Consider the following 26,810-nt stretch of genomic DNA (forward strand, 5'->3'; position numbering starts at 1 on the left):
CAGGATTTCCCGAGCTGCAAGTCGAGGGTTTGATTGGTTGATGCGGTCGTTTCTTGGATGTGCGATGGATCTCGGAATCTTGACTTCTACAAGCTGTCGAAATCGTCTATGGTGATACGTGAAGGCACTTCTACGGTTCGTAGAAAAAGTCTCCCAAGCTCCTACAAAGCGAAAATTGAGGAATCAATGGATGCATTGGAAATTGCCCGCTGGCAATTTGGCATAACCACGGTCTACCACTTTCTCATGGTGCCCTTAACGATCGGTTTAGGACTGACCGTCGCAGTATTGCAAACCATCTGGCACCGCACCGGCAATGAACACTGGCTGCGCATGACCAAATTCTGGGGCAAACTGTTCCTGATTAACTTCATCATGGGTGTGGCCACGGGTATCGTGCAAGAATTCCAGTTCGGCATGGCTTGGAGCGAATACAGCCGCTACGTCGGAGACGTTTTCGGCGCACCACTAGCTATGGAAGCGTTGCTGGCGTTCTTCGTCGAATCGACCTTCCTCGGACTATGGATCTTTGGCTGGAAGAAGTTGCCAAAGCTCGCGCACCTAGCCACCATCTGGTGCGCTTCGCTAGCGACCATGCTCTCGGCGTACTTTATTCTCGTAGCCAACTCTTGGATGCAGCACCCGGTAGGCACCAAGATCGTTGACGGACGTGCTGTCATGACCGACGCGTGGGCGGTCTTCACCAACAACACTGCCTTGATCACCTTCCCTCACACGCTCTTCGGTGCTTTTGCCGTGGCAGGCGGATTCTTACTTGGCATCTCTTGGTTCCACCTATACCGTCGCCGGAAAGAAGGAATCGATACCGTTGATTCCAACGGCTACGTCATCGTCGGCGAAGACTTGAGCAAGGGTAAGAACCGCGACAAGACCGATTACCAAGTGTGGATCAAATCGCTAAGGATCGGCGCCGGTATTGCGGTAGTGGCCTTCTTGGGCGTGGCCCTAACCGGCCACGAGCAAGCAAAACTAATGTTCGAGCAACAACCCATGAAGATGGCCTCGGCTGAAGCTGCGTGCCACGATGGCACCGGATTCTCCGTGCTTTCACTCGGTGACATCAACGCTCATGGAGCTACCGATTGCAACGATGTTGTAGCGGTCTTCGAAGTACCTGGCCTGTTGTCCTTCCTTGCTAACGGAGACTTCACTACCGAAGTAAAAGGCGTTAATACTCTGATTCCTGAATACCAGCAGAAGTACGGTGAGTACTACCCGGATGACGAGTCCTTCGGGCAGTACGCAGGTCAAAAGATCGACTACCTTCCAGTCATGGAAGTGACCTACTGGGGCTTCCGCCTGATGATTACCTTCGGCGGTCTGTCCGCGGCCGCTGCTGCGCTGGCCCTCTGGATTACGCGCAAGGGCACGGTGCCCGAGAACAAATGGATTTCACGACTGGCTGTCTTGGGTATTGCGGCTCCTTTCGGTGCCAATGCCACTGGATGGATCTTTACCGAAATGGGACGCCAACCATTCACCGTGGCACCTAATCCGCAGATGGGTGGGGTTGACCAAGTCTTCATGTACACAGCTGCCTCGGTCTCTCCGACTGTCACTGCTGGAGAACTGCTCTTTTCACTCATCACCTTGACGTCGATTTATGCAGTCCTACTCGTTGTTGAACTGGTGCTGTTGACCAGATACATCCGGGGTGGGGTGGCCTCAGCAATGCCAGAACTCGACGCAACGGGTCACGATGATCATCCTGATTCTGACCACCACGACAACGACGACGTTTTGGCGTTCGCTTACTAGCGGCGCACTCAAAGGAGAAAACCATGGAATGGCTACCAACACTTTGGTTCATCGTCATTGCACTACTTTGGTGCGGCTATCTATTTCTTGAAGGATTCGATCTCGGGGTGGGCATGCTCATCGGTCTGGGTCGGCCTACCGAGAAAAGAAAACGACTGCTACTCAATACCATCGGACCGGTATGGGACGGGAACGAGGTGTGGCTACTAACCGCTGGTGGCGCGACGTTTGCTGCCTTCCCACATTGGTACGCATCGCTATTCTCAGCCTTGTACATTCCACTCACTGTGGTGTTGGTGGCACTGATCTTCCGTGCCGTGGCCATTGAATACCGCGGCAAGGCGATCACCGTGCCCACACGTAAGCTCTGGGATCTAGCCTTGGGAGTCGGATCGCTGGTGGCAGCTTTCGGTGTGGGAGCCCTGTTGGCTTCAACGACCATCGGCCTACCGCTGAACGAGAACGGAGACCGGATCGGCGGGGCCTTCGCGTGGCTTACCTGGCATGCCGTCCTGGGTGGTGTGGCAGTAGTTGCCTTCTGCTGGATTCATGCGCTGGCTTTCTTGCGTCTGAAAACTGACGGCCCGGTACGCCAAGAAGCAGGCAAACTAGTTGGACGCTGGCTATCAGTGGCCGTCCTTCCATTGCTGCTCTGGACGCTTTGGGTTCTGCTAAAGAACGAATCAGCATTCGCGTGGGCAGCCCTAGCGGTCGCCCTGATAGCGGTAGTGGTTGCACTGATAGCAGGTCGAGCAGGTAGAGAAGGAATCTCCTTCCTGGCGCTGGGGATCATGTTATTAGCTGCGGTTGCTGCGATCTTCTTGGCTGCTTACCCAGTAGTTCTGCCGTCCACCATTGACTCGGCATTTGACCTTACCGTCGAGAATGCTTCAAGCACTGCGTACACATTAAAACTGATGAGCGTTGTTGCGGCGTTTGGTGTTCCTCTAGTAGTGGCATATCAAGCGTGGAGCTACTGGGTATTTCGCAAGCGGTTGCGCGAAGAACACATCCCAAAAACTCACCGCGTTACCTCGATCGTCAACTAACCATTTGCACAACCGAAAGTTGAGCTATGCCAGCCCCACGTTTTCTTCCTAGAGAACTGATCTCACCCCGGCAGTTCGCCTTGCTGACGTGCTTTTCTGTCATCAAGGCCGTGGGGCTGGTTCTTGTCGCCTATGCACTCGGGCGCTGGATTGCCACCATGGCACAAGGCGGGAACCCTGATACCAGCCTCCTATACGTGGCAGTAGCAGGTGCCGTGGTGCGAGCCTTGGCAGCGTGGGGACTGAACGTCGGGGCGCGGCGCATGGGACTGGGCGCCAAAGAACGAATGCGGATGAATCTGCTTGAATCCGAAGCAGCTCAGCCAACGATTGTTGCGGCCAAGCAGAATCCAATTCCCGTGGTCGCAACGCTTGCCAGTCACGGAATTGAAAAGCTAGACGACTACTTTACGAAATTCATTCCTGCGCTGATCGGCGCAGTAGCGGTCCCGCTGCTACTCGGCCTGTTCATTTTGAAAGTTGATTGGGTCAGCGCAGTCATTTTATTGCTGACGATTCCACTCATTCCTGTGTTCATGGCGCTGATCGGAATGCACACCCAAGATACCTTGGACCAGTCGCAAGCGGCCCTAGACCGTCTTGCAAGCCAACTGTATGAGCTGGCCCAGGGGCTTCCGGCGCTGATGGGACTAGGACGTGCCCGAGCGCACGGCAACGCCATAGCCAAGGTTGGCGCCAAATATCGCACCGCGACCATGGCGAATCTCAAGACCGTGTTTATGTCCAGCTTCTGGCTGGAGCTCATCTCGACACTTTCTGTCGCGGTGCTCGCAGTCTTTATCGGTGTCCGGCTCGTCAACGGTTCCATCGAGCTATCGGCGGGGCTGACCATCTTGATTTTGGCCCCCGAACTCTTCTCCGCTCTTCGGGAAGTTGGGTCTTCCTATCACGCGGCAGACGACGGACTAGCTGCCTACGGACGCTACGTGAAGCTCAGCAGCTCCACTCCTACCGCCGGCATCAGACAGTCCACTCCACCAAGCGGCGACAACGTGCTTGAAATCGAAAACCTGAACCTGCGCTATGAGCAGGGTGCTTACGTCTACCAAGACTTTAGTCTCACCCTGGCTGCGGGGCAGCGCCACATCGTGGCTACACCCAGCGGTACCGGAAAGACAACCCTGCTCTCCCTCGTTGCTGAGGCCTACAGCAGTGACAACACCTTTGACCCCGAGCTGGTGCAGGGCAGCATCCGGTACTCAGGTTCAATGGCGGTAATCAGTCAGCATCCACGGTTTGACGCGAGCACTGGCGCCGAACAACTAGCCCAAGACGCGCCACTTGCCAGCCCGGCCATGATCTCCGAGTTGGCCAACCGTTTGTCGCTCACAGCCCTATTGGAGCGCAACATCTCCGAGTATTCACCGGGCGAATTACGCAGGCTAGAGGTCATGCGTGCGCTATTGCGCATCCACACCGATACTGAATGCAGGCTACTGCTGGCCGATGAACCCACGGCACATCTTGATCAGGGCAATGCGGCACAGGTCCGCCAGCTTCTCGAAGAGCTTCCCGAGCGTTGCTCCGTACTTATTGCCAGCCACGACCCACTGATCGATCAGACGCTGCGCACAAACCAGGGTGCTTCAGCACTGCCTGCACGGGTGCCAGAACAGCTCGAAACCACACAGCACAGCGACCAGAGCGAGCACTTCGCAGAAGTAACGACGCGAACCTTTACTCCTCGATCTGAGCTGCTGCGCCACTACCATAGCGCACCCAAGGCCGTGCTGTGGGGAACGCTCAGCGTCCTATGCGCCGTAGCGCTAGCCGCACTGAGCGGCTGGCTCATCGTTGAAGCCAGCTACCAGCCACCCATCCTGCACTTGAGCGTCGCCTTTGTTATGGTTCGAGCGCTGGGAATTGGCAGGGCAGCATTCCGCTACCTGGAACAACTGGCAATTCACGACGCGGTGCTCGGCTACGCCGGTGACCTTCGCGAAAAAATGTGGAATGCCATGATTAAAGACCCCGCACGATGGGGCTTGTTCAGCCGTTCATCGGTGGTGTTGCGCTTCCTGCTAGCTGAGGTAGACGAACTGCGGGACCAGCTGGCACGGGTCCTGTTCCCGCCGCTCTCAGCAATTGCCTTGTGGGTCCTGGCCACGATCACCCTGTTCATCATCCAACCTGAATTCGGATGGGTAGCGCTAGTTGCTGGTTTGGCGCTGGCTTTCCCTGTCCGCTGGCTAGTAAAACGCGTGGAAGGCCAACAACTTGTTGAACAGATGAATCACCGTTTTGCCATGAACCAATCTGTGCTGAACGTCCTGCGTCATAAGTCGGCGCTGCGAATCAATCAGTCCCTTGAACCAGCGATTCAAACGCTGCATGCGGAACAACAAGCCAATACTCTTGCCGCACGTCGACACGCACTCGGGCAAGGCAGCGCATCGGCGCTCGCCGTATTGTTCAGCGTTGCGATGGCAGTTCTCGTCACCTCGCTCTCGCATAGTTCAGCTTCCCTGACCGCTCTAGCAGTACTTCTGTGTCTTGCTCTGGGGGATAGCGCAGGCAATGCACTGCTGGCGGTGCAGCAGGGGCAGTCGCTCAAACAACTCACCAAACAACTTGAACGCCACGGTCTGACCAGCAATGAGGACCACAAGGCCGCAGAGGACAATCACGCCGAATCACTAAGCGGTGACGTCGTGGGCTTTGAACTGGACGCTGTGGGCTTGGGATATGGTGCTGGCCCGGACGTTGTCTCCGGGGTGGCAGCGAAAATTCCACAAGGTCAGTGGACAGCTATCACCGGTCCGTCTGGCTCAGGCAAGTCGACTCTACTGACGGCCTTACTCGGTGCGTTGCCGACTCGACGCGGTGCATTGAACGTAGTTGATGAGTACGGTCAGCGTCAGCCTATCGATCACGCGGATCTGTCATCGGTGGCATGGTGTCCTCAAGAAGCGCACCTCTTTGACTCGTCCATCCGTCGAAACCTGATGCTGGGCGTGCCCGAGGAGCAACAACGTACAGACGATCAGCTCATTGACGTCCTCAAACAGGTTAACCTGTACGACTGGTACCTGAAACAACCTTCCGGACTAGATACCAAAATTGGTTCCGGCGGGCATAACCTTTCGGGCGGACAGCGTTGCAAGCTGGCTGTGGCTAGGGCAATCCTAGGCGGGCACCAAGTTGTTCTGCTCGATGAGCCCACCGCTCATTTGGGTGTTGACGAAAGCGAAGAGCTAATGCGAACACTACGTGAGTCTTTAGCGACTCGCACCGTAGTGCTCATTACTCATGATGAACAATTGGCACAACACTGCGAGCAGCAAATAGACCTTGGCACCAAAGCGTTAATGCGCTGAAACAACTGGCTGAAACAATCAAAGGTGCCTTAGCGAATCGAAGTATCGATTCACTAAGGCACCTTCAGTGCATTTGTCTCAGGACTAGAGAATGACTCCGCCGTCGTCAAAAGGCAAAGTGTCTTCGCCCGGGGTGAAAGTTGGAGCAACCTTTGGCTGCTGCACTTCAACAGGAGAGTCCGGCTCGTCCTGTACAACTGGCGCAGGTTGTGCACCATTGACGCTTAATGTGCCGCCGAGAATGTTGATCGACTGTGCCAGCGGTGCACCTGATCCATCACGCTTTGCATACTCGGTTGGCAATGCACGAACGATGCCCGCAGTGGAGCTAGCTCGGGCCGGTCCCTGACCGGCAAAGCCAAGCTGCAAATGATCCTCGCCCTTAACAAATCGGTGCGCACGAACGCCCGCGGTGGCACGACCCTTTGACGGGAATTCAGCAAACTCGGTCAGCTTCACGGACTGACCGGACGTCCCCGGCAAGGTTTGCGAACCGGCCGCGATGGTAGCCACAACAGTTTGCTCCGCGTTGGCCGGCACCACACCAAAGAAGATCACACGATCATTCTCGCTGAGCTTGATTCCGGCCATACCTCGGCCGGTCCGACCCTGTGGACGGACCGCGGAGGCTGAGAAGCGCAAGAGCTGGGCATCGCGAGTTAAGAAGACTAACTCGTCTTCTTCGCGTGCCACGGCAGCAGCGATAACGGCGTCGCCGTCCTTGAGTGTAATGGCCTCAAATTCATCACGGTTCAGCGGGTATTCAGGCGTAACTCGCTTGACCACGCCCTGTTGCGTTCCGATAGCAATCACTTCATTGAGCGGCACCAGCGCGATCGCCGTTTCACTCTTGGCGAGCTTGAGGAACTCAGTAACTGGCACACCCTGAGCCAACTGCGGGAAGCCATGGGATTCAGGTAGGGCTGGCACGTCGATTAGCGAAACACGAATGATTCGACCGGTGCTGGTCAGCGCTCCAATTTCACCGCGTGCGCTGGAAGGTACCTGGGATACCAACACGTCGTGCTTGATTCGCGCTGAGTTGAAGTCCACTTCGGTTCGATCGGCAGTACGTGCGATCTGTCCGGTGGCAGAAAGCAGAACCCAGCATGCACTATCAGAGATTTCCAAAGTGAGCTTGGCCTGCTTGCCGTTACCAACGGCCTCCGGAAGCGCGGTGCCCTTCAACGGGGCCAACTGTGCAGACTTGAGCAACTTGGTACGTCGAGGCGTTCCGAAGGTTTCCGCCATGGTGCCAAGCTCTTCGGAAACGAGGGAGCGCAGCAGCTGATCCGATGCCAAAATCGCGCGTAGCTGTTCGATTTCTTCGCGCAGCTGTTCAGCTTCGGTTTCCAATTCCAACTTGGAATACTTGGTCAGCTGGCGCAGACGCAGTTCCAAAATGTGGTTGGCTTGCGGCTCGCTGAGGTCAAAGACCGTCATCAGTCGTTGACGAGCTTCATTAGTCTGTTCCGATGAACGGATGATGGCGATGACATCGTCGATATCAACAATGGCAATCAACAAACCCTCAACCAGGTGCAAACGATCTTCGCGTTTTGCCAGACGGTGAGTGGTACGACGGCGGACTACGTCCAGTCGGTGATCAACGTAAACAGTGAGCAGCTCGCGCAAACCCATGGTTCGCGGCTGGCCGTTGACCAATGCCACGTTGTTGATGCCGAAGGAATCTTCCATCGGTGTGTATTTGTAGAGACTTGCCAAAACTGCGTTGGGGTTAAAACCGTTTTTCAGTTCAATAACCAACTTGAGGCCATGGTGGCGGTCAGTCAGATCAACAACGTCGGAGATGCCAGAGATCTTCTTGTTGTTCACACCATCCTTGACCTTCTCGATGACCTTTTCCGGGCCCACACCGTAAGGAAGCTCGGTGACTACCAAGGCGGACTTACGGGCGGAAAGTTTTTCTAAAGCGACGGTGGCACGAGTGCGGAACAAGCCACGACCGGTACGGTAGGCATCCTTCACGCCGTCCAGACCAACGATGCTGCCACCGGATGGCAAGTCAGGGCCTGGAATGAACTTCATCAGTTCTTCAACGGTGGCTTCGGGCTCAACTAGCAAATGCTGGGCGGCGGCAATAACCTCACCCAAATTGTGTGGGGCCATGTTGGTGGCCATACCCACGGCAATGCCGGTGGTTCCGTTGACCAAAAGGTTAGGGAAGGCAGCAGGAAGAACCTCTGGCTGCATGAACTGATTGTCGTAGTTAGGGATGAAGTTCACGACGTCTTCATCCAAGTTGGCCGTCATTGCTACAGCAGAGGCGGCCAAGCGTGCTTCGGTGTAACGAGGTGCAGCCGGACCATCATCGAGAGAACCAAAGTTTCCGTGGCCATCAATCAAAGGAAGGCGCAGCGAGAAATCCTGGGCCAGACGAACCATCGCGTCGTAAATTGCGGCATCGCCGTGCGGGTGCAATTTACCCATGACTTCGCCGACCACGCGGGCAGACTTCACGTGACCCTTTTCAGGGCGCAAACCCATCTGCGCCATCTGGAACAGGATTCGGCGTTGGACTGGTTTGAGTCCATCGCGTGCGTCGGGTAGAGCACGTGAGTAAATCACCGAGTAGGCGTACTCCAAGAAGGAGGATTCCATTTCATTGGTCACGTCGATATCGACGATGTTCTCAACGAAATCCTCGGGAATCTCTTCAGACTTCTTTCGAGCCATTACTCTATTTGTCCTTCACATACTCTCTTGCGGCCTGAGCGGTCGATACTTCGTGTTGCGTCTGGGCACAACGCGAAGGTCACGACTATCCTAAGCCTATGGTGGATCGTAAACTTTCGGCGGCATATCCGGCACATTGGGAAGCTGATGTTGTGCTTCGCGATGGGACGACAGCGCATTTGCGGCCTATCACCCCGCGTGATGCGCAGGCGTTGCAGGAGATGCATAAGCATCAGTCTGAAACCTCGGTCTACCTACGCTATTTTACGTACAAGTCGTCGCTGACCCCTAAAGAGCTAGAGCGTTTCACCAACGTGGATCACACCAACCGTGTGGCATTCACTGTGGTGCGCGGTTCAAAGATTATCGGTGTTGGAAGATATGACCGTTTAGATAATCCGCGTGAAGCTGAAGTGGCGTTTAACGTCTCTGATGAATACCAAGGCACTGGTATCGGATCAATTCTGCTTGAACACCTCGCAGCGGCAGCCCGAGAAAAGGGCATTGAAAAGTTCGCTGCTGAAGTTTTGCCTGAGAACCGCAAGATGCTCACCGTCTTCTCTGAAGCCGGCTATGCGGTAGCTCGCCATTTTGAAGATGGCGTGGTGATGCTCGAATTCTCCATTAGTCCTACCGAGAAGGCACGAGAAGTCACGGAATCCCGTGAGCACCGTGCCGAAGCCAGCAGTGTGGCCGGGCTTCTGTCACCAGATTCCATTGCGATCGTTGGTGCTAGCCGGACGTGGGGAAAGCTTGGCCATGATGTTCTGGAACGACTTATCGAATCCAAATTCGCCGGCATCGTCTACGCGGTTAATGATGCAGCTTTGGAAGTCGGGGGACTAGTCTCTTACGGCAAGGTCAGCGAAATCCCGGGACCAGTGGATGTGGCGGTGCTCTGCATTCCACGCGAACGAGTATTGGAAACGATCAAAGACTGCGCCGCCCACGGTGTAAAGGCGCTCGTGATCATGTCGGCCGGATACGAATCCGCCGAAGGTCTTGGCGCCCAACGCGAGCTAGTAGCCCTGGCGCGCGCTAACGGGATGCGGGTTGTTGGGCCGGCCTCATTGGGCCTGATCAACACCGATCCTGCCGTGAACTTATACGCCTCGGGCAGCGCCGGCTCACCACAACCTGGCAACGTCGGCTTCTTTAGCCAGTCAGCAGCCATGGGAATGATTCTGCAGGGCGTAGCCATCCAGCAAGGAATCGGTGTCAGTAGCGCGATCTCAGCAGGCCTGCGTGCCGACGTTTCTGGCAATGACGCCATGCAATTCTTTGAAGACGACACACGTACCGATGTCGTTGCCATGTATCTTGAGTCCTTTGGTAATCCCCGTAAATTTGCTCGCATTGCCCGCAGGCTGGCGCGACGTAAACCAGTCGTCGTTGCCAAGACCGATGTGATGGGGCGCAGATTGCCACCGGGCCATTCGGTGCGAGTAGGACAGGCACCGGCCGGCGCAATGAACGCGATCTTGCGCCAATCAGGGGTGATCCGCGTTCGGTCCTCCGAAGAGCTACTCGACGTGTCCTCATTACTCTCAGTTTTCCCGCCACCTCAAGGGCCGAACGTTGCCGTCCTTTCGAACTCCATGACGATTGCCGAAGTGGTTTGCGATGTCGCAGAAACACGGAATCTGAATTCCGTGATCCATGGAGGCGAGCTCGATTACAGTGTGGGCCAATCTCGTGCCCTCCCGATGTTGCGCCGCAGAATTCAGCAGCTGATTGACGACCCTCAAGTGCACACTGTCGTGCTGGCACATTTGCCATATTCCGGATTGGAAACCTCTGCTGTTCTCAAGGTTGCTCGTGAATTCTTAGACCAACCCAAGCCTGTTTTGGCTCTCGTCCCTGGCTTGGCCGATACCAAAATTACCGGTGGGCTCAAACAAGGCGTGCCCTTGTACACCTCGCCCACCACAGCGATCGGTGCGCTAGCCAAGGCCTACGGTTATCAGCAATGGATCGACGTGCCCTATGAGGCCATCGAAGAGCCGGAAGGCATCGATGTTGACGGTGCCGCCGACTTCCTCAACGAACTGGGAAAATCCGTCTCGGGTTCCAACTTGTTAGAACTCACCGAATCTCAGGCGCAAAAGCTGCTTGGTTTCTACGGCATCGAAATTTTTGGATCTCGCGTGGTCAACACGGTTTCCGAGGCCATCAAAGCGGCCGATGAATTGGGCTGGCCGGTAGCACTGAAAGCCAATGATCCAGACTTGCGTCAGCGTCTAGATCTTGGCGGAGTACGGTTGAGCATTCCGGACCGTGCCAGCCTGGAATCCAATTTCACCCACATGAAGTTACTGATGAAAACCTACGGAGTGGATGCCCTTGAAGTTCAGAGCATGGCCCCGGCTGGTCAAGCTTGCGTGCTTAAGGCAGTGGAAGACCCGTTGCTTGGGCCCGTGATTTCCTTTGGCCTCAGTGGAGATCCGGTAAATCTCTTAGATGACTGGGCTCATGGGGTAGCGCCGCTGTCCGCTCACGATCTTGAACAACTCATTAGGCGTCCGCGAAGCAGCGTTCGGTTGTTGGGATATCAGGGGCTCGCCGCAGTGGACCTCGAAGCACTGAAGGACTTTATTACTCGCGTGTCTCTCTTCAAAGACAATCACCCCGAAATCACGGTGGCAAAGTTTGCGCCCATCTCGGTGTCAGCAGATTCGCTGAGCGTCTTGTCGGTGAATATTCAGATCAGCAATGCTGAGCAACGAATTGATAGCGTCCGCCGGGCGTTACGAAGCTGAGCGCAATCGCCCAACGTGAATTGACCTCGTCAACTGAGTAGAATCGAGTTATGAGTTCTCCAACATATTCGACTGCTCCTGGCGCTGAGCTTCAAGACGATCTGGTTCGTGCAGGTTTTTACCCGCAGATGGTCCAGGATGTACTTGCTGAAGCAATGATGAATCAGCCAGTGCTTGACCACTATGTTCATCTGGAAACTCATTTCGACAACACTGAAGTTCACCGACACATTACGGTCATGGTGATGAGTGAAAAAGTTCTGTTTATCTTGCATGTTGATGACCAGCAGCTCGATGATCATGGCAAAGATGTCATGGCTCAGGTTTCGGTCGAAATGATTGCACTTGCACGCATTGCATCGGTCGCAACCAGCTTTGTGTACCATCAGCCGCAGCACTATTCGGCAGCGGATCCAGTCAAGGAACTGACCTTCGGAATGTCGTGGGGTGGCACCAAACGTATCGATCTGGCTCCCGCTGATTGCGGTGACCCACAATGCGAGGCCGACCACGGTTTGAACGGTACTTCACAACCAGAGGACTTAGTGATTCGGGTGAGCGCTGAAGCTGATGGGCAACGTGCGGTCAACAAGGCGCGCGAATTTGCTGTCCGACTACGTTTGGCTACGATCTCTTGAGCCATAATGACGAGGTAAATGTGTCTGAACTTGCGGTCCCATCAACCAAAATTCCTGATGCACCGAAGTACGGGCAAGCCACCCTCTCAGAGATCCTGCCCTCTGCGGCTACTGCCTTGGGAGTACCGGGATTCGCCAACGCTTTGGGCTTGAAAAAGACCAAGCGCGTTGTAGTGATCATGGTGGACGGTTTGGGTTGGAACCAGCTCAAGAGCCACACAGGGCATGCACCTTTCTTGCGATCTTTATTTGCCGATGGGCAAAAATTGGGCACCGGTTTTCCCTCAACCACTGCAACTTCCCTGAGTAGCTTGGCCACCGGTGTCACTCCAGGGGAGCACGGCATGCTCGGATACGATGTGGTGGATCCGGCGCAACGTCGAGTAGTCAACCAACTAGGTGGCTGGCCGGCAGACCTGAATCCGGAAGCTTGGCAAACTCAGCCAACCGTATTCCAAAAAGTAGCCGAACACGGCGTACACGTGGCCACGGTTTCAATCCCAATGTTCGCCAAATCAGCATTGACCCGTGCTTCTCTGCGCGGTCCTGTGTTTGTCGCAGCGAACCAGCCAATGGCACGAGCCAAAGCCACCCACAACGTATTCGATTCACATCGTAGTGCGCTGGTCTACACCTACTTCAACGAGCTAGATAAGACCGGTCATAAGTTCGGTGTTGACTCCAGTCAGTGGCGAGACACCCTTGAGGAACTCGACTACGTCATCAAGTCGCTGGTGTCTCGACTGCCTGAAGAAACCACGGTGCTGATTACTGGGGACCATGGAATGGTCGACGTTCCCGAATCGCAGCGCATCGACTACAGCCAGTACCCAGAACTTGTTGAGGGAGTGGAGCTAACCAGCGGTGAACCTCGCGGGGCACAACTAACCTTTGCCGTCGAAACAGACGAGGCCGGCAGGCAACGAGTCAAAAATGCCTGGCACAAAGAATTTGGTACCAAAGCTTGGATCATGACACGCCAAGAAGCGGTGGAACGTGGTTACTTTGGCCCGATCACCGATGAGCACCAGGCACGTCTGGGAGATCTGATGATCCTAGCGGCAGAGTCAATAGCCTTTTACGACGGTCGTCGGGTTGCTCCGATGGCTTTCGACATGGTGGGACAGCACGGTTCGCTCACAGCGGGGGAGCGCTTCGTTCCGCTGTTAGTGCACCGAACCAAATAAGAATTTGATAAAAAATATGCGATTGGGGTAGCACCAGAAGGTGCTACCCCAATCGCATATTGTCCCTCTACTGAGGGCTAAGAATCTGTATCCTTCTTGCGCTTGCCAAACATGATGTCGTCCCAGCTAGGAACCGACGAACGCTTGGCCTTGCGAGGTGCAGAGTCATCGTTCTGCTCGGACTGCTTGTCGTCAGCGTCAGAATCATCATGATCTGAATCGGTGACAACCATCAGCTGAGAAGTGCGAGGCGAGATACCCTGCGGGAGGTTCGGCAACGAGTCATCTTCTTCCGCATCGTACTTGCTCATGCCGCGCTCAATGATGTCGTTGAAGCGTGACTCGCGCTCAGGATCCTGATCCTTGGGGCGCTGTCCACGACGAGCGTTGAGGAGAGTTACCAATTCCTCGGTCTCGTCAGCTTCAGGAGCGTTGGATGCAGGTGGCTCAGGCTCAGCCTGGCTTACCGCAGCGACCGGGCGGAAGTACTCAGGAGCTACTTGCTCGCTCAAGGTCTGTGCCCAGCGGTTGAGGTTCTTCAAAGATTTGCGTGCTGGGGAGAACGACCAGCGGGCAACGTTTCCAGCGGCACTCTGCGCATCGGTACCGAGGGATTCAACGTTGTCGCTAGGCAACGGAGAATCAAATTCAACGGTAATGATCCACTGACCCTCAGGATCTTTCCAAGAGTTCCAGCGCGCAGAATCGCTGTCGATGTGCAACTGGTTAAAACGGTGCACAACCATCGAGCCCAAGTCTGCTGGTTCTTCACCAAAGACTTCGCGGTATTCAGCATCGGTCTGTGGACCGGACACCTCTACACGACGAGCGAGTTCAGCCATGTGCTCACGTTCAGCGAGTACAGGGCCCTCATACTTAACGATGTCCTCGACTGGGATGTCCCATTCGAGCGACAGATCATAGGCAGAAGCACCGGCGCGAACTCGCGCCTGAATTTCACGCGGCGAGTGGACAGAGGATTCCTCACGGTTCCTTGGAGCCCGCGAACGGGCTATTTCTGCCATTGCACTGCGCAGTGCATCGTCAACGGGGAGCTCGTAGCTCATCCCGTCGTCACTGCTGACCTGCAGGCTGGAACCATTTTCATGAATTCCTACCAGTCTCAGCTGACGCATTAATACCCTCCACACGCTCTATTTCCTGAGTAAAACTCTGCCACCTTGAAGCCTGAATTCCTACCACCGCCCCGGGTGTGGCGCAAGAATAGTCATCAACTTCACGTCTTATTTCGTGTTCCTTCAGCCTGTGGCATACCAAGTAGCCCGAGGGAATGGATTTTGCGTAAAAACGTTATACTTCTATGCCGGTATGAGTTTTCACCCAGTGATGCTGCCGGCATCGACGAAACACCTGCAGGAAAGAGCAAAAAACGATCATGACATTTGAATCTGCTGCACCAACGATGCTCTCAGAAGAGGACCGCGCCAAGGAAATTGCATCGCTCAAGGCCGGTAAGACTGTCGAGATGGCGAACCTCATCGATGAATCGGAAACCTCTTTGGCTGAGGACTTCGTTTTGCCTGGTGGAGAGACGGCTCAAGAAGAAGCAAGCATCGAGGTCATGGCCGAGCAAGCTGACGAGTTCACTTGTGCATCCTGCTTCATGGTTCGACATCGCACTCTGCTCGCTCGTGAAGACAACGGGCAGAAATTCTGCAGCGAGTGCGAAGGATAGATCCCCAACACTTTTGCTAAGCGTTGAGGATCTAAGGGTGCTACGTAGAGCTACGGGTCAGTGCTTCCAATAGGTAGGGAAGGACTACTGGTCTTCGTTGACCTCGTGAGCCTTTTCTAGTTTCTCGGCTTCGAGTTTTCCTTCTTCGGTGAATTCGTACATAACGCCGGAGAGGGCCGCGGCCAGTTCTTCGGGGCGGCGAGTAGAGATCAGCCAGTACGGGGTGGTGTCACGTTCGTCGGTGACTTCCATCTTCACAACGCCGTCGAGCCAGCCTCGAAGCACCATATAGGCCAGCCCATGAAGCTTCTGTCCACGCTGCTTAAACGCATCGTTGCCGCGGTAGCCGGTGACTTCACCGATGAACTCTCGTTCAATGCTGGCTCGACCAGCCGAGACGGTGCTTTCGGTAACTTCGATTGCCGGTACGCGCACGAGGAAAATCACTACCAGGGCGATCAGGAAAGCAGCTCCAACGCTCCACCCAAGAATGACGTTGATTGGCGCCACCGCAACACCGGCAGTTATGGCAATAATGATTGGCCAAATCCAGGTGCTGGCTGAAGGCCAGAGTTTTTCGGTGTACAGAACGCGCGAAGCCTCAGGGCTGGTATTACTCATGATTCCAAGTTTAGGCAATATTTCTTTGAACGAGGACAGCGCCGGTGTGGACAGCTCATTCTAAGATCTGCGCGATAGAGTTAAGCCAAAGAAACAAGCGAACCACCAAGTCACAAAACACCCCGGGGGACTACCAAACCGATGAGTGAGCCAACAATCTCGATTGCCATCAAGATGCTCGATAGTGAACTGCCCGTTCCGAGCTACTCGCATCCTTCAGATGCAGGCGCTGACTTGCACGCCCGCGAAGGTGCAGTGCTTGAACCGGGTGAACGTGCCTTGGTGCGAACCGGTATCGCTCTGGCAATTCCTCACGGTTACGTCGGACTCGTGCACCCGCGAAGCGGCCTCGCTACCAAGCACGGAATCACAGTGGTCAATGCACCGGGTACTGTTGATGCTGGCTACCGTGGTGAGATCATGGTCACTCTGCTAAATACAGATAAGGCTGAATCCTTCACTATCAACCGAGGCGATCGCATCGCCCAGCTGGTTATTCAGAAAGTTGAGCAGGCGGCCTTCACGCCTGTCGATTCACTGGAGGAGACCGCACGAGGAGCCGGCGGCTTTGGATCTACTGGCGGATTCAACGCCTAACAAAGACCAGCGGACAGTAAGCCCAGATTTTTAAAGGACACCATGATTTTCAAGCGTAAAAAATCCAAAGAGCAGGAACCGGCCGTCGAATCCAACGACGTCGCTACTGAAACTTCTGAAACCACTGAATCCTCTGAGCCTAATGAGCCTAAAGCCGGCCCATTCGACATTAATGATGTTGAGAACACGGACGAGTATCTAGACTTCGGGTCGATTCTTATCAAGCCGGTGAGCGGTTTGAAGGTGCGCATGGACGTTGAAGAGTCCAACCAGCGTGTGATCGCAGTGTCGCTGGAAGTTGCTGAGTCGCGCGTCCAGCTGATGGCTTTCTCTTCCTCCAAGTCGCAGTCGCTGTGGCCTGGCATCAAAGACAAAATCAAGAGTGACATCACCGCCCAAAATGGTGAGATCTTTAAGCGCGACGGTGCCTACGGTGAAGAACTGCTGGCGCGCGTTCCACAGCAACTACCCGATGGCCGTGACGGTCATGTAGCGCTACGTTTTGTCGGCATCGACGGACCTCGCTGGTTCCTGCGTGCAGTCATCGGTGGCAGCGCAATTTCTGATGAAGAAGCAGCCCAAACCGTCGAAAACGTCCTGCGCGATGTCATCGTGAACCGTGGCGACAAGCCACTGCCTCCGGCCGAATTGTTGCCACTGAACGTGCCAGCGAATGCGCAGACCCGCCCGGTAGGCGAGGAAGCAGAACCAGAGCTAAAGCGTCCCGAACGCGGCCCTGAGATCACCCAGATTGGCTAGAGATGGCGCTCAACGGTAAGCCCGTTACCCCGCAACTGGGGCCAGCGGATCCGACACTGGACTACTTGTGCTTGGATAACCTGTCCCAGTTACCGGCCAAGGGCAGAGTGAAGCACACCGGTTACGTTCAATCGGTGAGTTACTCGCCTTCAAATCAGGCACCGTTGCTCAAGGCCGTGGTGGTGGACAAGCTAGGCAGCGTTGCTGCCCGTCGAGGCACCGTCGCGCACGTGAGACTGGTGTTTATGGGACAAAAATCTGTTCCTGGCATCAAGCCTGGGGTGAAGGTGCAGTATTCGGGAATGGTCGCGCCCGTAGAGCAAGTCCCGACGATTTTTAATCCGCGCTACATCATCGTTCCTGTCGCCCGAGGGTAACCGGAGCAAGTTTCCGCCACGCGGGGCAGCATCAGTGCTGTTGAACCAATGGAAGTGAGCAGGATGCACAACGAGGACTCAGAGCAGCAGGAGCAACCTGCGCCTGCGCCAAACCAGCAACAAAGTTTTGCCGCGATGATCGGCGCAAATTCGAAAATTGCTCAGAACGCAGATGGCGGAATCGACCTGCTGTCCACCGTGGGTGGTGTGCGTGGCATCTTAGAAACCGTCGTGCCAGGTTTTGTATTCATCATGGTTTTTGCGCTGAGCTCCAACTTGACCTGGGCTCTGATCTCTTCGATTGGCCTTGGCGTGATCTTCATGGTCATCCGCATGACCAAACGCTCTAGCCTGGTCCAGTCGGTGTCCGGCCTGATCGGAATCTTGATTTGTGCCTTTGCCGCTCGCAATTCCGGTAATGCCAAGGACTACTACATTCCCGGCTTCTACACCTCTGGCGCCTACCTGCTGGGCCTAATCATTTCCGTGGTCATCCGTTGGCCACTGATCGGATTGTTGTTCGGCTTCATTCGCAATGAAGGCGTCGAATGGCGCAAGAAGGCCGATCGCCTGCGTCGCTACCAGATTGCCACGTGGATCGTGATTGCGGTGTTTGCCGCACGCCTAGCGGTGCAGCTACCGATGTACTACACCGACCACGTTGTGGCCTTGGGGCTAGCCCGTGCACTAATGGGTGTACCCCTGTATGCAGCCGGTCTGTGGTTCGCCTGGTTACTTTCCAAACCAGCCGAGACCACAAACGTTGCCGCCCAAGATCCGACCGTAGGTTAGCGGGTCGCGTCGCGCAAGGTGCGGCGCAGGAGAGGTTCTGCTTGTGGGGTGGTGATGAAGAAGATTTCATCGCCACCCTCAACTACATCGTCGGCACTTGGTGGGAACGGCGTCTTATCACGTACTACAGCCATCAAGGTGGTGTCCTGCGGCCAACTAATGCGACCGATAGCGCGGCCAATGAGCGCAGAATCATGCGGAACCGTGAACTCGACCATGTAGACCTCACCGGTCTTCAAAGTCAGCAGACGCACCAAGTCACCAACTTCCACCGCTTCCTCGACCAGAGCAGTCATCAATCGCGGAGTGCTCACCGCGACGTCAACGCCCCATGCGTCATCAAACATCCACTCATTCTTAGGATTATTGACGCGTCCGACGGTACGTCGAATTCCGAACTCACTCTTAGCCAGCAGTGAGACCACTAGGTTGACCTTGTCATCACCACTGGCAGAGACTACAACGTCATAGTCCTCAAGATGAGCTTGTTGCAACACGGCAAGCTCGCAAGCATCGCCAATCAACCACTTGACGCCTTCAAGATCTTCGCGCTGTGCCATCTCTGGCTGGATGTCGATCAGCAGAACTTCGTGACCGTTGATCACAAGCTCTCGGGCGATAGAGGAACCGACTGAGCCGGCTCCGGCAATCATGACCTTCATGGAATGCCTCTCAATTAGTCGTTGGACAGGGGAGCAGGTGGGCTTGCAAGAATCTTTTCGACGTCCTTGCTCTGATCCAGACGCATCATCACGTGGACCAAATCGCCACCCTGCAATCGTGTGCGGTTTTGCGGGATCGTTCCCTCGCCAAAGCGAGTCAGATAGGCGACACGAACCCCAGAAGCTGCTTCTAAGTCCTTAACGAGTCGTCCGTACCAACCTCGATTCAGCGCCACTTCTGAGAGCACTAATCGGCCCGAAGGCTCGCGGTAGTCACCACGCATCGAGTAGTCCGGCAGGATGCGTCGTAATACCTGGTCGGTACTCCAACGCACAGCGGCCACCGTAGGGATACCCAAACGCTGATAGATTTCGGCGCGTCCTGGGTCATAAATGCGAGCGACTACATGTGGCACGTTGTAGGTTTCGCGGGCTACACGGGTAGCAAGAATGTTGGAATTATCACCGCTAGATACAGCGGCAAAAGCATACGCGCCATCAATTTTGGCTGCTTGTAATGTGTCGCGGTCAAAACCGCGTCCGGTGACAGTAAAACCAGAGAAGTCTGTACTCAATCGGCGGAAGGCATGAGCATCCTGATCAATGATGGCTACTGAATGCCCCGCTGAATCCAGTGTATGGGCCAACGAAACGCCGACGCGTCCGCACCCCATGATCACAAAATGTGCCACCGAGAACTCCTTGGATTGCTGCTTGTGGTGATTGACCGGCGCACCGCCTAAGTGTGCTCCGAATGCAACAATAGCGCTGTTCGGGTCAAGATTATTGGCGGTGAACCTCCCGTGTGGTTTGCACACCTGCGATAACGTTATCTCGTGCCTGCATTATTTGACGGTCTCAAGAGGATTCTTGTGGGTCGGCCTTTCAGCACTGAACAGCTGAAAAAGAAGCCGCTCCCACCAAACGTAGCGTTGCCGATTTTCTCCTCCAGCGCCCTGTCCTCTTTGGCGTACGCGCCAGATGAAATCCTGCTGACGCTGGCTATGGCCGGTGTCGCGGCAGCGATGCTGTCCCCAGCAGTGGGATTGGCAGTCCTCGCCGTTCTGGTGGTGCTGGTGCTCTCGTACCGGCAATCGGTTGTTGAGTACCCCTCCGGTGGTGGCGACTATGAAATCGTCAAGAAGAACTTGGGTGCGCGTCCCGGTACAGCGGTGGCAGCGGCGCTGTTGGTGGACTTTGTCTTGACCGTTGCGGTGTCTAGCTCCTCGGCTGCTGCTTACCTGAGCGCCATTTTCCCGGTACTAGGCGAACACAAAGCCTGGGTTGCTGCCGCGCTGGTGGCACTGTTGGTAGTTGGCAATTTGCGTGGCACCGGGCAAGGAAAATGGACCCTAGCAATTCCGGTGTACCTCTTTGTTGCGGGAATGCTGGCCCTTGTCGCCATCGGCGGCGTGATGGCATTGACCGGAAACCTTGGCCACGCGCCAAGTGCTGAGTTCACTATTGTACCCGAAGCACAGTTCTCCAATGGCCTGCACGGCGTGGTTGGAGCATTGCTGATCTTGCGTGCCTTCAGCACTGGATCTGCCGCACTAACGGGTATTGAAGTCCCCATCTCCAACGTTCAAACTTTGGCTAAGCCGCGAGCAAAAAACGCCGGAAGAATCTTGTTGGTTCTTGGCCTGCTATCGGGCGTATTAACCTTGGGAACATTGATGCTGGCGCGTGCCACCGGGATTAAGGTTGTCACCGATCCTCAGGCGTCGTTCTTGCTTGATGGTCAGCCAATTTCGCCGAACTTCGTGCAGGTGCCGGTATTGGGACAGCTGGCCCAGGCGGTCTTTGGTGACTACACCTTGGGTCTGATCGTAGTGTCCGTGTTGACCATCGCCGTCTTGCTTTTGGCTGGTAATCAGGCCTTCAACTCTTTCCCATTGCTGGCCAGCCATTTGGCCACCGACGGGTTCTTGCCTCGACAGCTGCGAACACGTGGCGATCGTCTTGGCTTCTCCAACGGCATCCTCTCCTTGGGCGTTGCCGCAATTATCTTGGTGCTGCTCTTCCACGGTGATGTCACTTCGATGGTGCAGCTCTACGTCGTGGGCGTCTTTGTTTCCTTCACGCTGAGCCAGCTGGGCATGCTGACCCACTGGAAGCGCGTCCTTGTCCCCATCTCGGACCGTAAAATTCGAGCTGTTAAGCAACGCAAACGCCTGCTGAACCTGGTTGGTTTGGTCCTGTCAGCGTTGGTTCTTGTTGTTGTGCTGGCCACCAGATTTGTTCATGGTGCATGGCTGGCGCTGCTGGGCATCCTCGTATTGATGTTCATCATGCATGGCTTGCAGCGCCACTATCAAAAGGTTGATGACGAACTCGAGGTCGACGAAGACTACGCCGTCACCGCACTGCCATCGCGTGTTCACGCGTTGGTTCTGGTCTCTACCGTGCGCAAACCGGTGCTTCGCGCTCTGGCCTTCGCGCGGGCTTCGCGGCCCTCAAAGTTGGAAGCGATCATCGTTGACGTGGAACGGGAAAAAACCGAGACCACCCTCGAAGACTGGGACCGACTGGGGATCCCCGTTCCGATTACGGCCTTGGCTTCCCCTACCGCGATATTCCTGGAGCGCTGATCGAACATATTCGTTCCATCAAGCGCGAGTCCCCGCGAGAACTCATCGTTGTCTACATTCCCGAGTATGTGGTGGGCCAATGGTGGGAACAGCTGGTACACAACCAAACTGCGCTCCGCGTAAAGAACCGCCTGCACTATGAACCGGGCGTTGTGATCGCTTCGGTGCCGTGGCGTCTGCGCAGTGCCTCAAACAACCTAGGCGGCGGAGCGACCGAAGAGTCTTCCGCACACCGCTAAAAATGCTTCCTACGAAAGACGAAAAAATGACTGAATCATCAACGTTGCAAGTACGTTTGGGCAATATCGCCCACGGCGGTCACACCGTCGCTCGCCATGAGGGGCGCGTGATTTTTGTGCGTCACGGTATTCCCGGAGAACTTGTATCGGTGCGTTTGACTGACTCGGCCCGGGAAGCGAAATTTTGGCGTGCAGATGTAGTTGAGGTCCATGAAGCCAGTGAGCACCGAGTGCCACACTTCTGGGATGCGGCTGATGCACTCAAGCACCGTGATCCCGTGGGTGGTGCTGAATTTGGGCACATTTCCTTGGCTCACCAACGCGAGTTGAAGTCACAGGTAGTGGCCGAACAGTTCACCCGCTTGGGCGGCATGAAAGCTGAGGATTACAACTTCCCCCAGGTCCAAGAAGTTGCTGGTTCAACTGACGGTTTGGGCTGGCGCACACGCATGTCCTATTCGGTTGATGCCTCCGGCAACTTGGCCATGAGTGGCTTCCGAAGCAACCAGCTCACCGCCATTACTTCGATGCCATTGGCTCATCCAGCCATCGAGGCTAGCGGAATCTATGCGGTGAACTATTCGGGTATTGACCGCGTTGAAGTAGCGGTGTCCAGTTCGGACGATCGTACGATTTTGGTTTTGCTCTCCGAGGCAAGCTCCGGTGCTGCGCTGAAGGTGGCCAAGCAATTCCCAGAAGGCGTGAACGTCGCTTCGTTCACCCAGCGTGGTGGTTCCGCCTCTGACGGCAAGGGTTCATTGGAGATCTTGGCTGGCTCGCCCTGGCTGAATGAAAAAGTGCTGGGGGAGAAGTACCGGATTACCGGCGAAGGCTTCTGGCAGGTGCACCGCAGCGCCGCGACCCTGCTTTCGGAACGAGTAGTGGATCTACTTGATCCTGTTCGTGGTGAACAGCTGGCCGATCTTTATGCAGGCGCTGGCTTGTTCTCCGTTCCCTTGGCCAAGGCTGTGGGACAAGAAGGACGGGTCTTCTCCATTGAGGGAGCACCAGGCACCCACGCGGACGCTAAAAAGAATCTTCGCGATTATCCTCAGGCGACCGTCATTCGCGGCCGGGTAGAGCACGTACTACGTCAGGTCTCCCGTGACGCGAAGCTAGATGGCGTGGTCCTTGATCCACCGCGTACCGGTATCGACAAGCAAGTTGCTGCTGAATTGGGTAGCAGTGGTGTCTCACGTATTTGTTACGTCTCCTGTGACCCTGCATCTTTCGCCCGAGATATCTCGCGTTTGACCGCTCGCGGCTACGAATTAGAGCACGTGGAGATTCACGATTTATACCCACATACTCACCACATGGAGTCCATTGGCCTCTTCGTGCGCCGTTAATCACCTGAATTTGTCCGTTGAGACACGAATTTTGGTCAAAGTTTATTCCGAGGAGTCTTTTTCTGGCAGTTGGCGATAGACTGTTTCTAGCTCTGCCGCGCTAGGAACCTGACTATCTCAGTTAGGAACTCCTAACTGGAATTACAGTGTGCGCGTGCAACAGTATGAGTGTCTGGCGAGAGGAGTCCCACGTGAGCAATGTGGACAGCTTCGGTGCCAAGGGCGTACTTGACGTCAATGGAACCGAATACGAAATTTACCGACTGAATGCGGTCGAAGGCTCAGAAAGCCTTCCCTACAGCCTTAAGGTTCTGCTTGAGAACCTGCTTCGTACCGAAGATGGCGCGAACGTAACTAACGAGCACATCAACGCACTGGGTCAGTGGGATGCGTCGGCGCAACCTAACACTGAAATCCAGTTCACCCCAGCGCGAGTCCTGATGCAGGACTTCACTGGCGTGCCTTGTGTTGTTGACTTGGCCACCATGCGCGAGGCCGTCAAGGAACTCGGTGGCGATCCAACCCGTGTTAATCCATTGGCACCTGCCGAAATGGTTATTGACCACTCTGTGCAGATTGATACCTTCGGTTTCAAGGGCGCTGTAGAGCGCAACATGGAAATCGAGTACCAGCGCAACGGTGAGCGTTACCAGTTCCTGCGTTGGGGCCAGACTGCGTTTGACGACTTCAAGGTCGTTCCACCAGGAACCGGCATCGTGCACCAGGTCAACATTGAGTTCCTGGCACGTACCATAATGACCCGCGAGGTCGACGGCGTACTGCGCGCTTACCCAGATAGCTGCGTAGGCACCGACTCCCACACCACCATGGTCAACGGCTTGGGCGTGTTGGGTTGGGGCGTTGGTGGCATTGAGGCCGAGGCAGCAATGCTTGGCCAGCCTGTCTCCATGCTGATCCCACGCGTTGTTGGCTTCAAGCTTGCTGGCTCGATCCCAGCTGGCGCCACCGCAACCGACGTGGTTTTGACCATCACCGAAATGCTGCGTAAGCACGGCGTTGTTGGCAAGTTTGTTGAATTCTACGGCGAAGGTGTCGCACAGGTGCCGCTGGCAAACCGCGCCACCATCGGTAACATGTCCCCAGAATTCGGCTCCACCGCCGCAATGTTCCCAATCGACGATGTCACCCTCGACTACCTGCGCCTGACCGGCCGCAGCGACGAGAACGTGGCACTGGTTGAGGCTTACGCCAAGGAACAGGGCATGTGGCACGATCCAAGCCGCGAAATCCGTTTCTCGGAATTCATCGAGCTGGATCTTTCCACCGTTGTTCCATCGATCGCTGGCCCGAAGCGTCCACAGGACCGCATCGAGCTGACTTCCTCGAAGGAACAGTTCCGCAAGGATCTGCACAACTACGTTTCTGACGCCGAAGATACCCAGGGTATCGGCCGTCCGTCGACCGCAGTTGAGGTCACCAAGGAAGATGGAACCAAGTTCACCTTGGACCACGGCCTGGTTTCGATCGCTTCGATCACCTCTTGCACCAACACTTCGAACCCATCGGTCATGCTGGCCGCAGCCGTACTGGCTCGCAACGCAGCCGAAAAGGGTCTGTCCTCCAAGCCATGGGTTAAGACTTCGGTTGCACCAGGCTCGAAGGTTGTCACCGATTACTACGAGAAGTCCGGCCTCATGCCATACCTGGAGCAGCTTGGCTTCTTCATCGTTGGCTACGGTTGCGCAACTTGCATCGGTAACTCCGGTCCACTGGATGCTGAGATCTCCGAGGCGATCAACACCAACGACCTCGCAGCCACCGCGGTGCTCACCGGTAACCGTAACTTCGAAGGTCGCATCAACCCAGACGTAAAGATGAACTACTTGGCTTCCCCGCCACTAGTTATCGCTTACGCACTGGCTGGCACCATGGACTTCGATTTCGAAGCTGACGCACTGGGTCAGGACTCCGAGGGCAACGACGTCTTCCTGAAGGACATCTGGCCATCGCCAGTAGAGGTCCAGGAAATCATGGACTCGTCGATTGACAAGGAAATGTTCGCCAAGGGCTACGAAACCGCTTTCGAAGGCGACGATCGTTGGAAGGCACTGGACACCCCAGAGGGTTCAACCTTCGCATGGGACGAAAAGTCGACCTACGCACGTAAGGCACCTTACTTCGACGGTATGACCGCCGAGCCACAGCCAGTGAAGGACATCGACGGCGCTCGTGTTCTGCTCAAGCTGGGCGACTCGGTCACCACTGACCACATCTCGCCTGCAGGTTCGTTCAAGTCGGAGACCCCGGCTGGCCGTTACCTGATCGAGAATGGTGTGGATCGCAAGGACTTCAACTCCTACGGCTCGCGCCGTGGTAACCACGAAGTCATGATCCGCGGTACCTTCGCAAACATCCGCATCAAGAACCAGATCCTGGACGGCGTTGAGGGTGGCTTCACCCGCGACTTCACCCAGGAAGGTGCTCCGCAGGCTTACGTCTACGACGCTGCTGAGAACTACAAGGCTGCCGGCACCCCGCTGGTCATCCTTGGTGGTAAGGAATACGGTTCGGGCTCCTCGCGTGACTGGGCTGCTAAGGGCACCGCACTGCTGGGTGTTAAGGCCGTCATCACCGAGTCATTCGAGCGTATTCACCGCTCGAACCTGATCGGTATGGGCGTTCTGCCACTGCAGTTCCCAGAGGGTGAGTCCGCTGATTCGCTGGGTCTGACCGGTACCGAAACCTTCGCAGTTTCCGGTGTGACTGAGCTGAACAACGGCACCACCCCGAAGACCCTGAAGGTTACCGCAACCGCACAAGACGGCAAGGTTACCGAGTTCGACGCAGTTCTGCGTATCGACACCCCAGGTGAAGCTGACTACTACCGCAACGGTGGCATCCTGCAGTACGTACTGCGCCAGATCGCCGCTGCTAACTAGTAGAGCCACCCCGGTGTATACCGGAGTGTTCCACTAGTAGTTACGCAACACGCAAAGTTGAAGACCCAAGGCAATTGCCTTGGGTCTTCAACTTAAGACTTCAACTGCGCCACAACATGACCGTGCAGCCGTGCCGTCGGGCGCGAGCGGGTCTGGGAGTCGAGAAGTTCAAAACCCGCGTTTTCTAGTAGCCCGACCAAGAATCGAGGTGGCAAGTACCAGGCGGGTGCGACTTTGTGGGCAAACGGTTGAACTTTGTCGCCCGCAAAGAAGCCCATGAGTAATTGACCACCAGGATTTAGGACTCGTGCGAACTCAGAGAAGATTGAAGGCAATTGTTCTGGGGGAGTATGGATTACCGAATACCACGCCAGCAGCCCAGCAAAGTGATTGTCGCTGAAACTCAGATTCGACAAATCGCCCTGCTGAAAAGTGCATTCACTGTAGCTCTTGGCCGCATGAGCCAAAAATTCTGGAACCATATCAACGCCCGTGGCGGGGCGTTGGGGACCAGAGATAAATTGAGTCCACTGGCCAGGGCCGCATCCGGCATCCAAAACGGGTCCGCGCACACCTTCGGCCCACGTAGCGATCAGCTCACGATCTTCTTTCTCCGCCTGCTCAATGGCACCGAACAAGTCGATATAGCGCTGGGCTATCGACGAGTATTCACTGGCAGTTTGGACCGAGGGTTCTACGCTACTCATTGCACCAGCATAGGCGCAGGGCAAGAGCATCAAAGATGTTGCTAAGCTCTGGATAAATACTGCGATGTGGAGA

At 55.5% G+C, this 26,810-nt stretch carries 19 protein-coding genes and 1 pseudogene; 14 read left to right on the forward strand and 6 right to left on the reverse strand.

Translation table 11 applies throughout. The features are described from left to right. Positions 1–186 precede the first annotated feature (186 nt). The 3 genes from N6V40_RS09575 to cydC are packed head-to-tail and all read left to right on the forward strand — an operon-like array spanning position 187 to position 6,166. Positions 187–1,779, forward strand: a complete 1,593-nt coding sequence (locus N6V40_RS09575) for a cytochrome ubiquinol oxidase subunit I (protein ID WP_131088522.1) — start codon at positions 187–189, stop codon at positions 1,777–1,779. 23 nt (positions 1,780–1,802) lie between these two features. Further along, entirely contained in the window at positions 1,803–2,828 is a 1,026-nt protein-coding gene (gene cydB / locus N6V40_RS09580; RefSeq protein ID WP_131088521.1) for a cytochrome d ubiquinol oxidase subunit II, read from the forward strand. Positions 2,829–2,854: 26 nt separating this feature from the next. Then, positions 2,855–6,166 carry a thiol reductant ABC exporter subunit CydC gene (cydC, locus tag N6V40_RS09585; RefSeq protein ID WP_262197467.1) on the forward strand — a complete coding sequence of 1,104 codons (3,312 nt, stop codon included), beginning with the start codon at positions 2,855–2,857 and terminating at the stop codon, positions 6,164–6,166. An 84-nt stretch (positions 6,167–6,250) separates the two neighbouring features. Here the strand turns inward: cydC and N6V40_RS09590 are convergent, their stop codons facing one another. Next, positions 6,251–8,863 carry a DNA gyrase/topoisomerase IV subunit A gene (locus tag N6V40_RS09590; RefSeq protein WP_262197468.1) on the reverse strand — a complete coding sequence of 871 codons (2,613 nt, stop codon included), beginning with the start codon at positions 8,861–8,863 and terminating at the stop codon, positions 6,251–6,253. Positions 8,864–8,961: 98 nt separating this feature from the next. Here N6V40_RS09590 and N6V40_RS09595 point away from each other — a divergent pair, with 98 nt between their 5' ends. From N6V40_RS09595 to N6V40_RS09605, 3 genes are read left to right on the forward strand one after another with little or no spacing between them, the layout of a single operon-like run. Then, the gene (locus tag N6V40_RS09595) at positions 8,962–11,622 is read left to right on the forward strand and encodes a bifunctional acetate--CoA ligase family protein/GNAT family N-acetyltransferase (protein WP_262197470.1); all 2,661 of its coding nucleotides are present in this window, start codon (positions 8,962–8,964) and stop codon (positions 11,620–11,622) included. Between the two features lie 50 nt (positions 11,623–11,672). Beyond that, entirely contained in the window at positions 11,673–12,260 is a 588-nt protein-coding gene (locus N6V40_RS09600; protein ID WP_131088517.1) for a DUF5998 family protein, read from the forward strand. 20 nt (positions 12,261–12,280) lie between these two features. Continuing rightward, complete coding sequence (locus N6V40_RS09605; RefSeq protein ID WP_131088516.1) at positions 12,281–13,447, forward strand: alkaline phosphatase family protein; 1,167 nt, start codon at positions 12,281–12,283, stop codon at positions 13,445–13,447. 77 nt (positions 13,448–13,524) lie between these two features. Here N6V40_RS09605 and sepH read toward each other — a convergent pair whose 3' ends face one another. After that, positions 13,525–14,583, reverse strand: coding sequence for a septation protein SepH (gene sepH / locus N6V40_RS09610; RefSeq protein ID WP_131088515.1), 1,059 nt, complete (start codon positions 14,581–14,583; stop codon positions 13,525–13,527). A gap of 260 nt (positions 14,584–14,843) precedes the next feature. On the opposite strand from sepH, the gene N6V40_RS09615 reads away from it, so the two are divergent. Next, positions 14,844–15,143: a DUF4193 family protein gene (locus N6V40_RS09615; protein ID WP_131088514.1), complete on the forward strand. Its 300-nt coding sequence runs from the start codon at positions 14,844–14,846 to the stop codon at positions 15,141–15,143. An 84-nt stretch (positions 15,144–15,227) separates the two neighbouring features. Here N6V40_RS09615 and N6V40_RS09620 read toward each other — a convergent pair whose 3' ends face one another. Beyond that, on the reverse strand, positions 15,228–15,764 hold the full coding sequence (locus tag N6V40_RS09620; protein WP_131088513.1) for a DUF3093 domain-containing protein: 537 nt from the start codon (positions 15,762–15,764) through the stop codon (positions 15,228–15,230). A 141-nt stretch (positions 15,765–15,905) separates the two neighbouring features. Here N6V40_RS09620 and dut point away from each other — a divergent pair, with 141 nt between their 5' ends. The 4 genes from dut to N6V40_RS09640 all read left to right on the forward strand — a co-directional run bounded on the left by dut (position 15,906) and on the right by N6V40_RS09640 (position 18,289). Then, complete coding sequence (gene dut / locus N6V40_RS09625; RefSeq protein WP_131088512.1) at positions 15,906–16,361, forward strand: dUTP diphosphatase; 456 nt, start codon at positions 15,906–15,908, stop codon at positions 16,359–16,361. Between the two features lie 42 nt (positions 16,362–16,403). Continuing rightward, on the forward strand, positions 16,404–17,120 hold the full coding sequence (locus N6V40_RS09630) for a DUF3710 domain-containing protein (protein WP_131088511.1): 717 nt from the start codon (positions 16,404–16,406) through the stop codon (positions 17,118–17,120). Positions 17,121–17,122: 2 nt separating this feature from the next. Next, a complete protein-coding gene (locus N6V40_RS09635; protein ID WP_131088510.1) occupies positions 17,123–17,497 on the forward strand; it encodes a hypothetical protein in 375 nt (124 codons plus the stop codon). A 63-nt stretch (positions 17,498–17,560) separates the two neighbouring features. Continuing rightward, positions 17,561–18,289, forward strand: coding sequence for a DUF3159 domain-containing protein (locus N6V40_RS09640; protein WP_262197471.1), 729 nt, complete (start codon positions 17,561–17,563; stop codon positions 18,287–18,289). Here N6V40_RS09640 and N6V40_RS09645 read toward each other — a convergent pair. Both N6V40_RS09645 and N6V40_RS09650 read right to left on the reverse strand, forming a co-directional pair. Next, the gene (locus tag N6V40_RS09645; RefSeq protein ID WP_131088508.1) at positions 18,286–18,951 is read right to left on the reverse strand and encodes a potassium channel family protein; all 666 of its coding nucleotides are present in this window, start codon (positions 18,949–18,951) and stop codon (positions 18,286–18,288) included. The genes N6V40_RS09640 and N6V40_RS09645 overlap by 4 nt on opposite strands. Before the next feature lie 14 nt (positions 18,952–18,965). Next, positions 18,966–19,643, reverse strand: coding sequence for a potassium channel family protein (locus N6V40_RS09650; protein WP_262197473.1), 678 nt, complete (start codon positions 19,641–19,643; stop codon positions 18,966–18,968). Positions 19,644–19,787: 144 nt separating this feature from the next. On the opposite strand from N6V40_RS09650, the pseudogene N6V40_RS09655 reads away from it, so the two are divergent. The 3 genes and pseudogenes from N6V40_RS09655 (at position 19,788) to acnA (ending at position 26,030) form a co-directional block, all read left to right on the forward strand. Further along, positions 19,788–21,781, forward strand: a pseudogene (locus tag N6V40_RS09655) (APC family permease). Positions 21,782–21,807: 26 nt separating this feature from the next. After that, positions 21,808–23,130: a class I SAM-dependent RNA methyltransferase gene (locus N6V40_RS09660; RefSeq protein WP_131088505.1), complete on the forward strand. Its 1,323-nt coding sequence runs from the start codon at positions 21,808–21,810 to the stop codon at positions 23,128–23,130. Between the two features lie 164 nt (positions 23,131–23,294). Then, positions 23,295–26,030 (forward strand): aconitate hydratase AcnA, encoded by a 2,736-nt coding sequence (gene acnA, locus N6V40_RS09665; RefSeq protein ID WP_262197474.1) that lies wholly within the window; start codon positions 23,295–23,297, stop codon positions 26,028–26,030. Positions 26,031–26,122: 92 nt separating this feature from the next. Here acnA and N6V40_RS09670 read toward each other — a convergent pair whose 3' ends face one another. After that, on the reverse strand, positions 26,123–26,737 hold the full coding sequence (locus N6V40_RS09670) for a class I SAM-dependent methyltransferase (protein WP_165477274.1): 615 nt from the start codon (positions 26,735–26,737) through the stop codon (positions 26,123–26,125). Positions 26,738–26,810: the final 73 nt, after the last annotated feature.

The sequence above is a fragment of the Glutamicibacter sp. M10 genome (assembly GCF_025452055.1).
Classification (GTDB): domain Bacteria; phylum Actinomycetota; class Actinomycetes; order Actinomycetales; family Micrococcaceae; genus Glutamicibacter.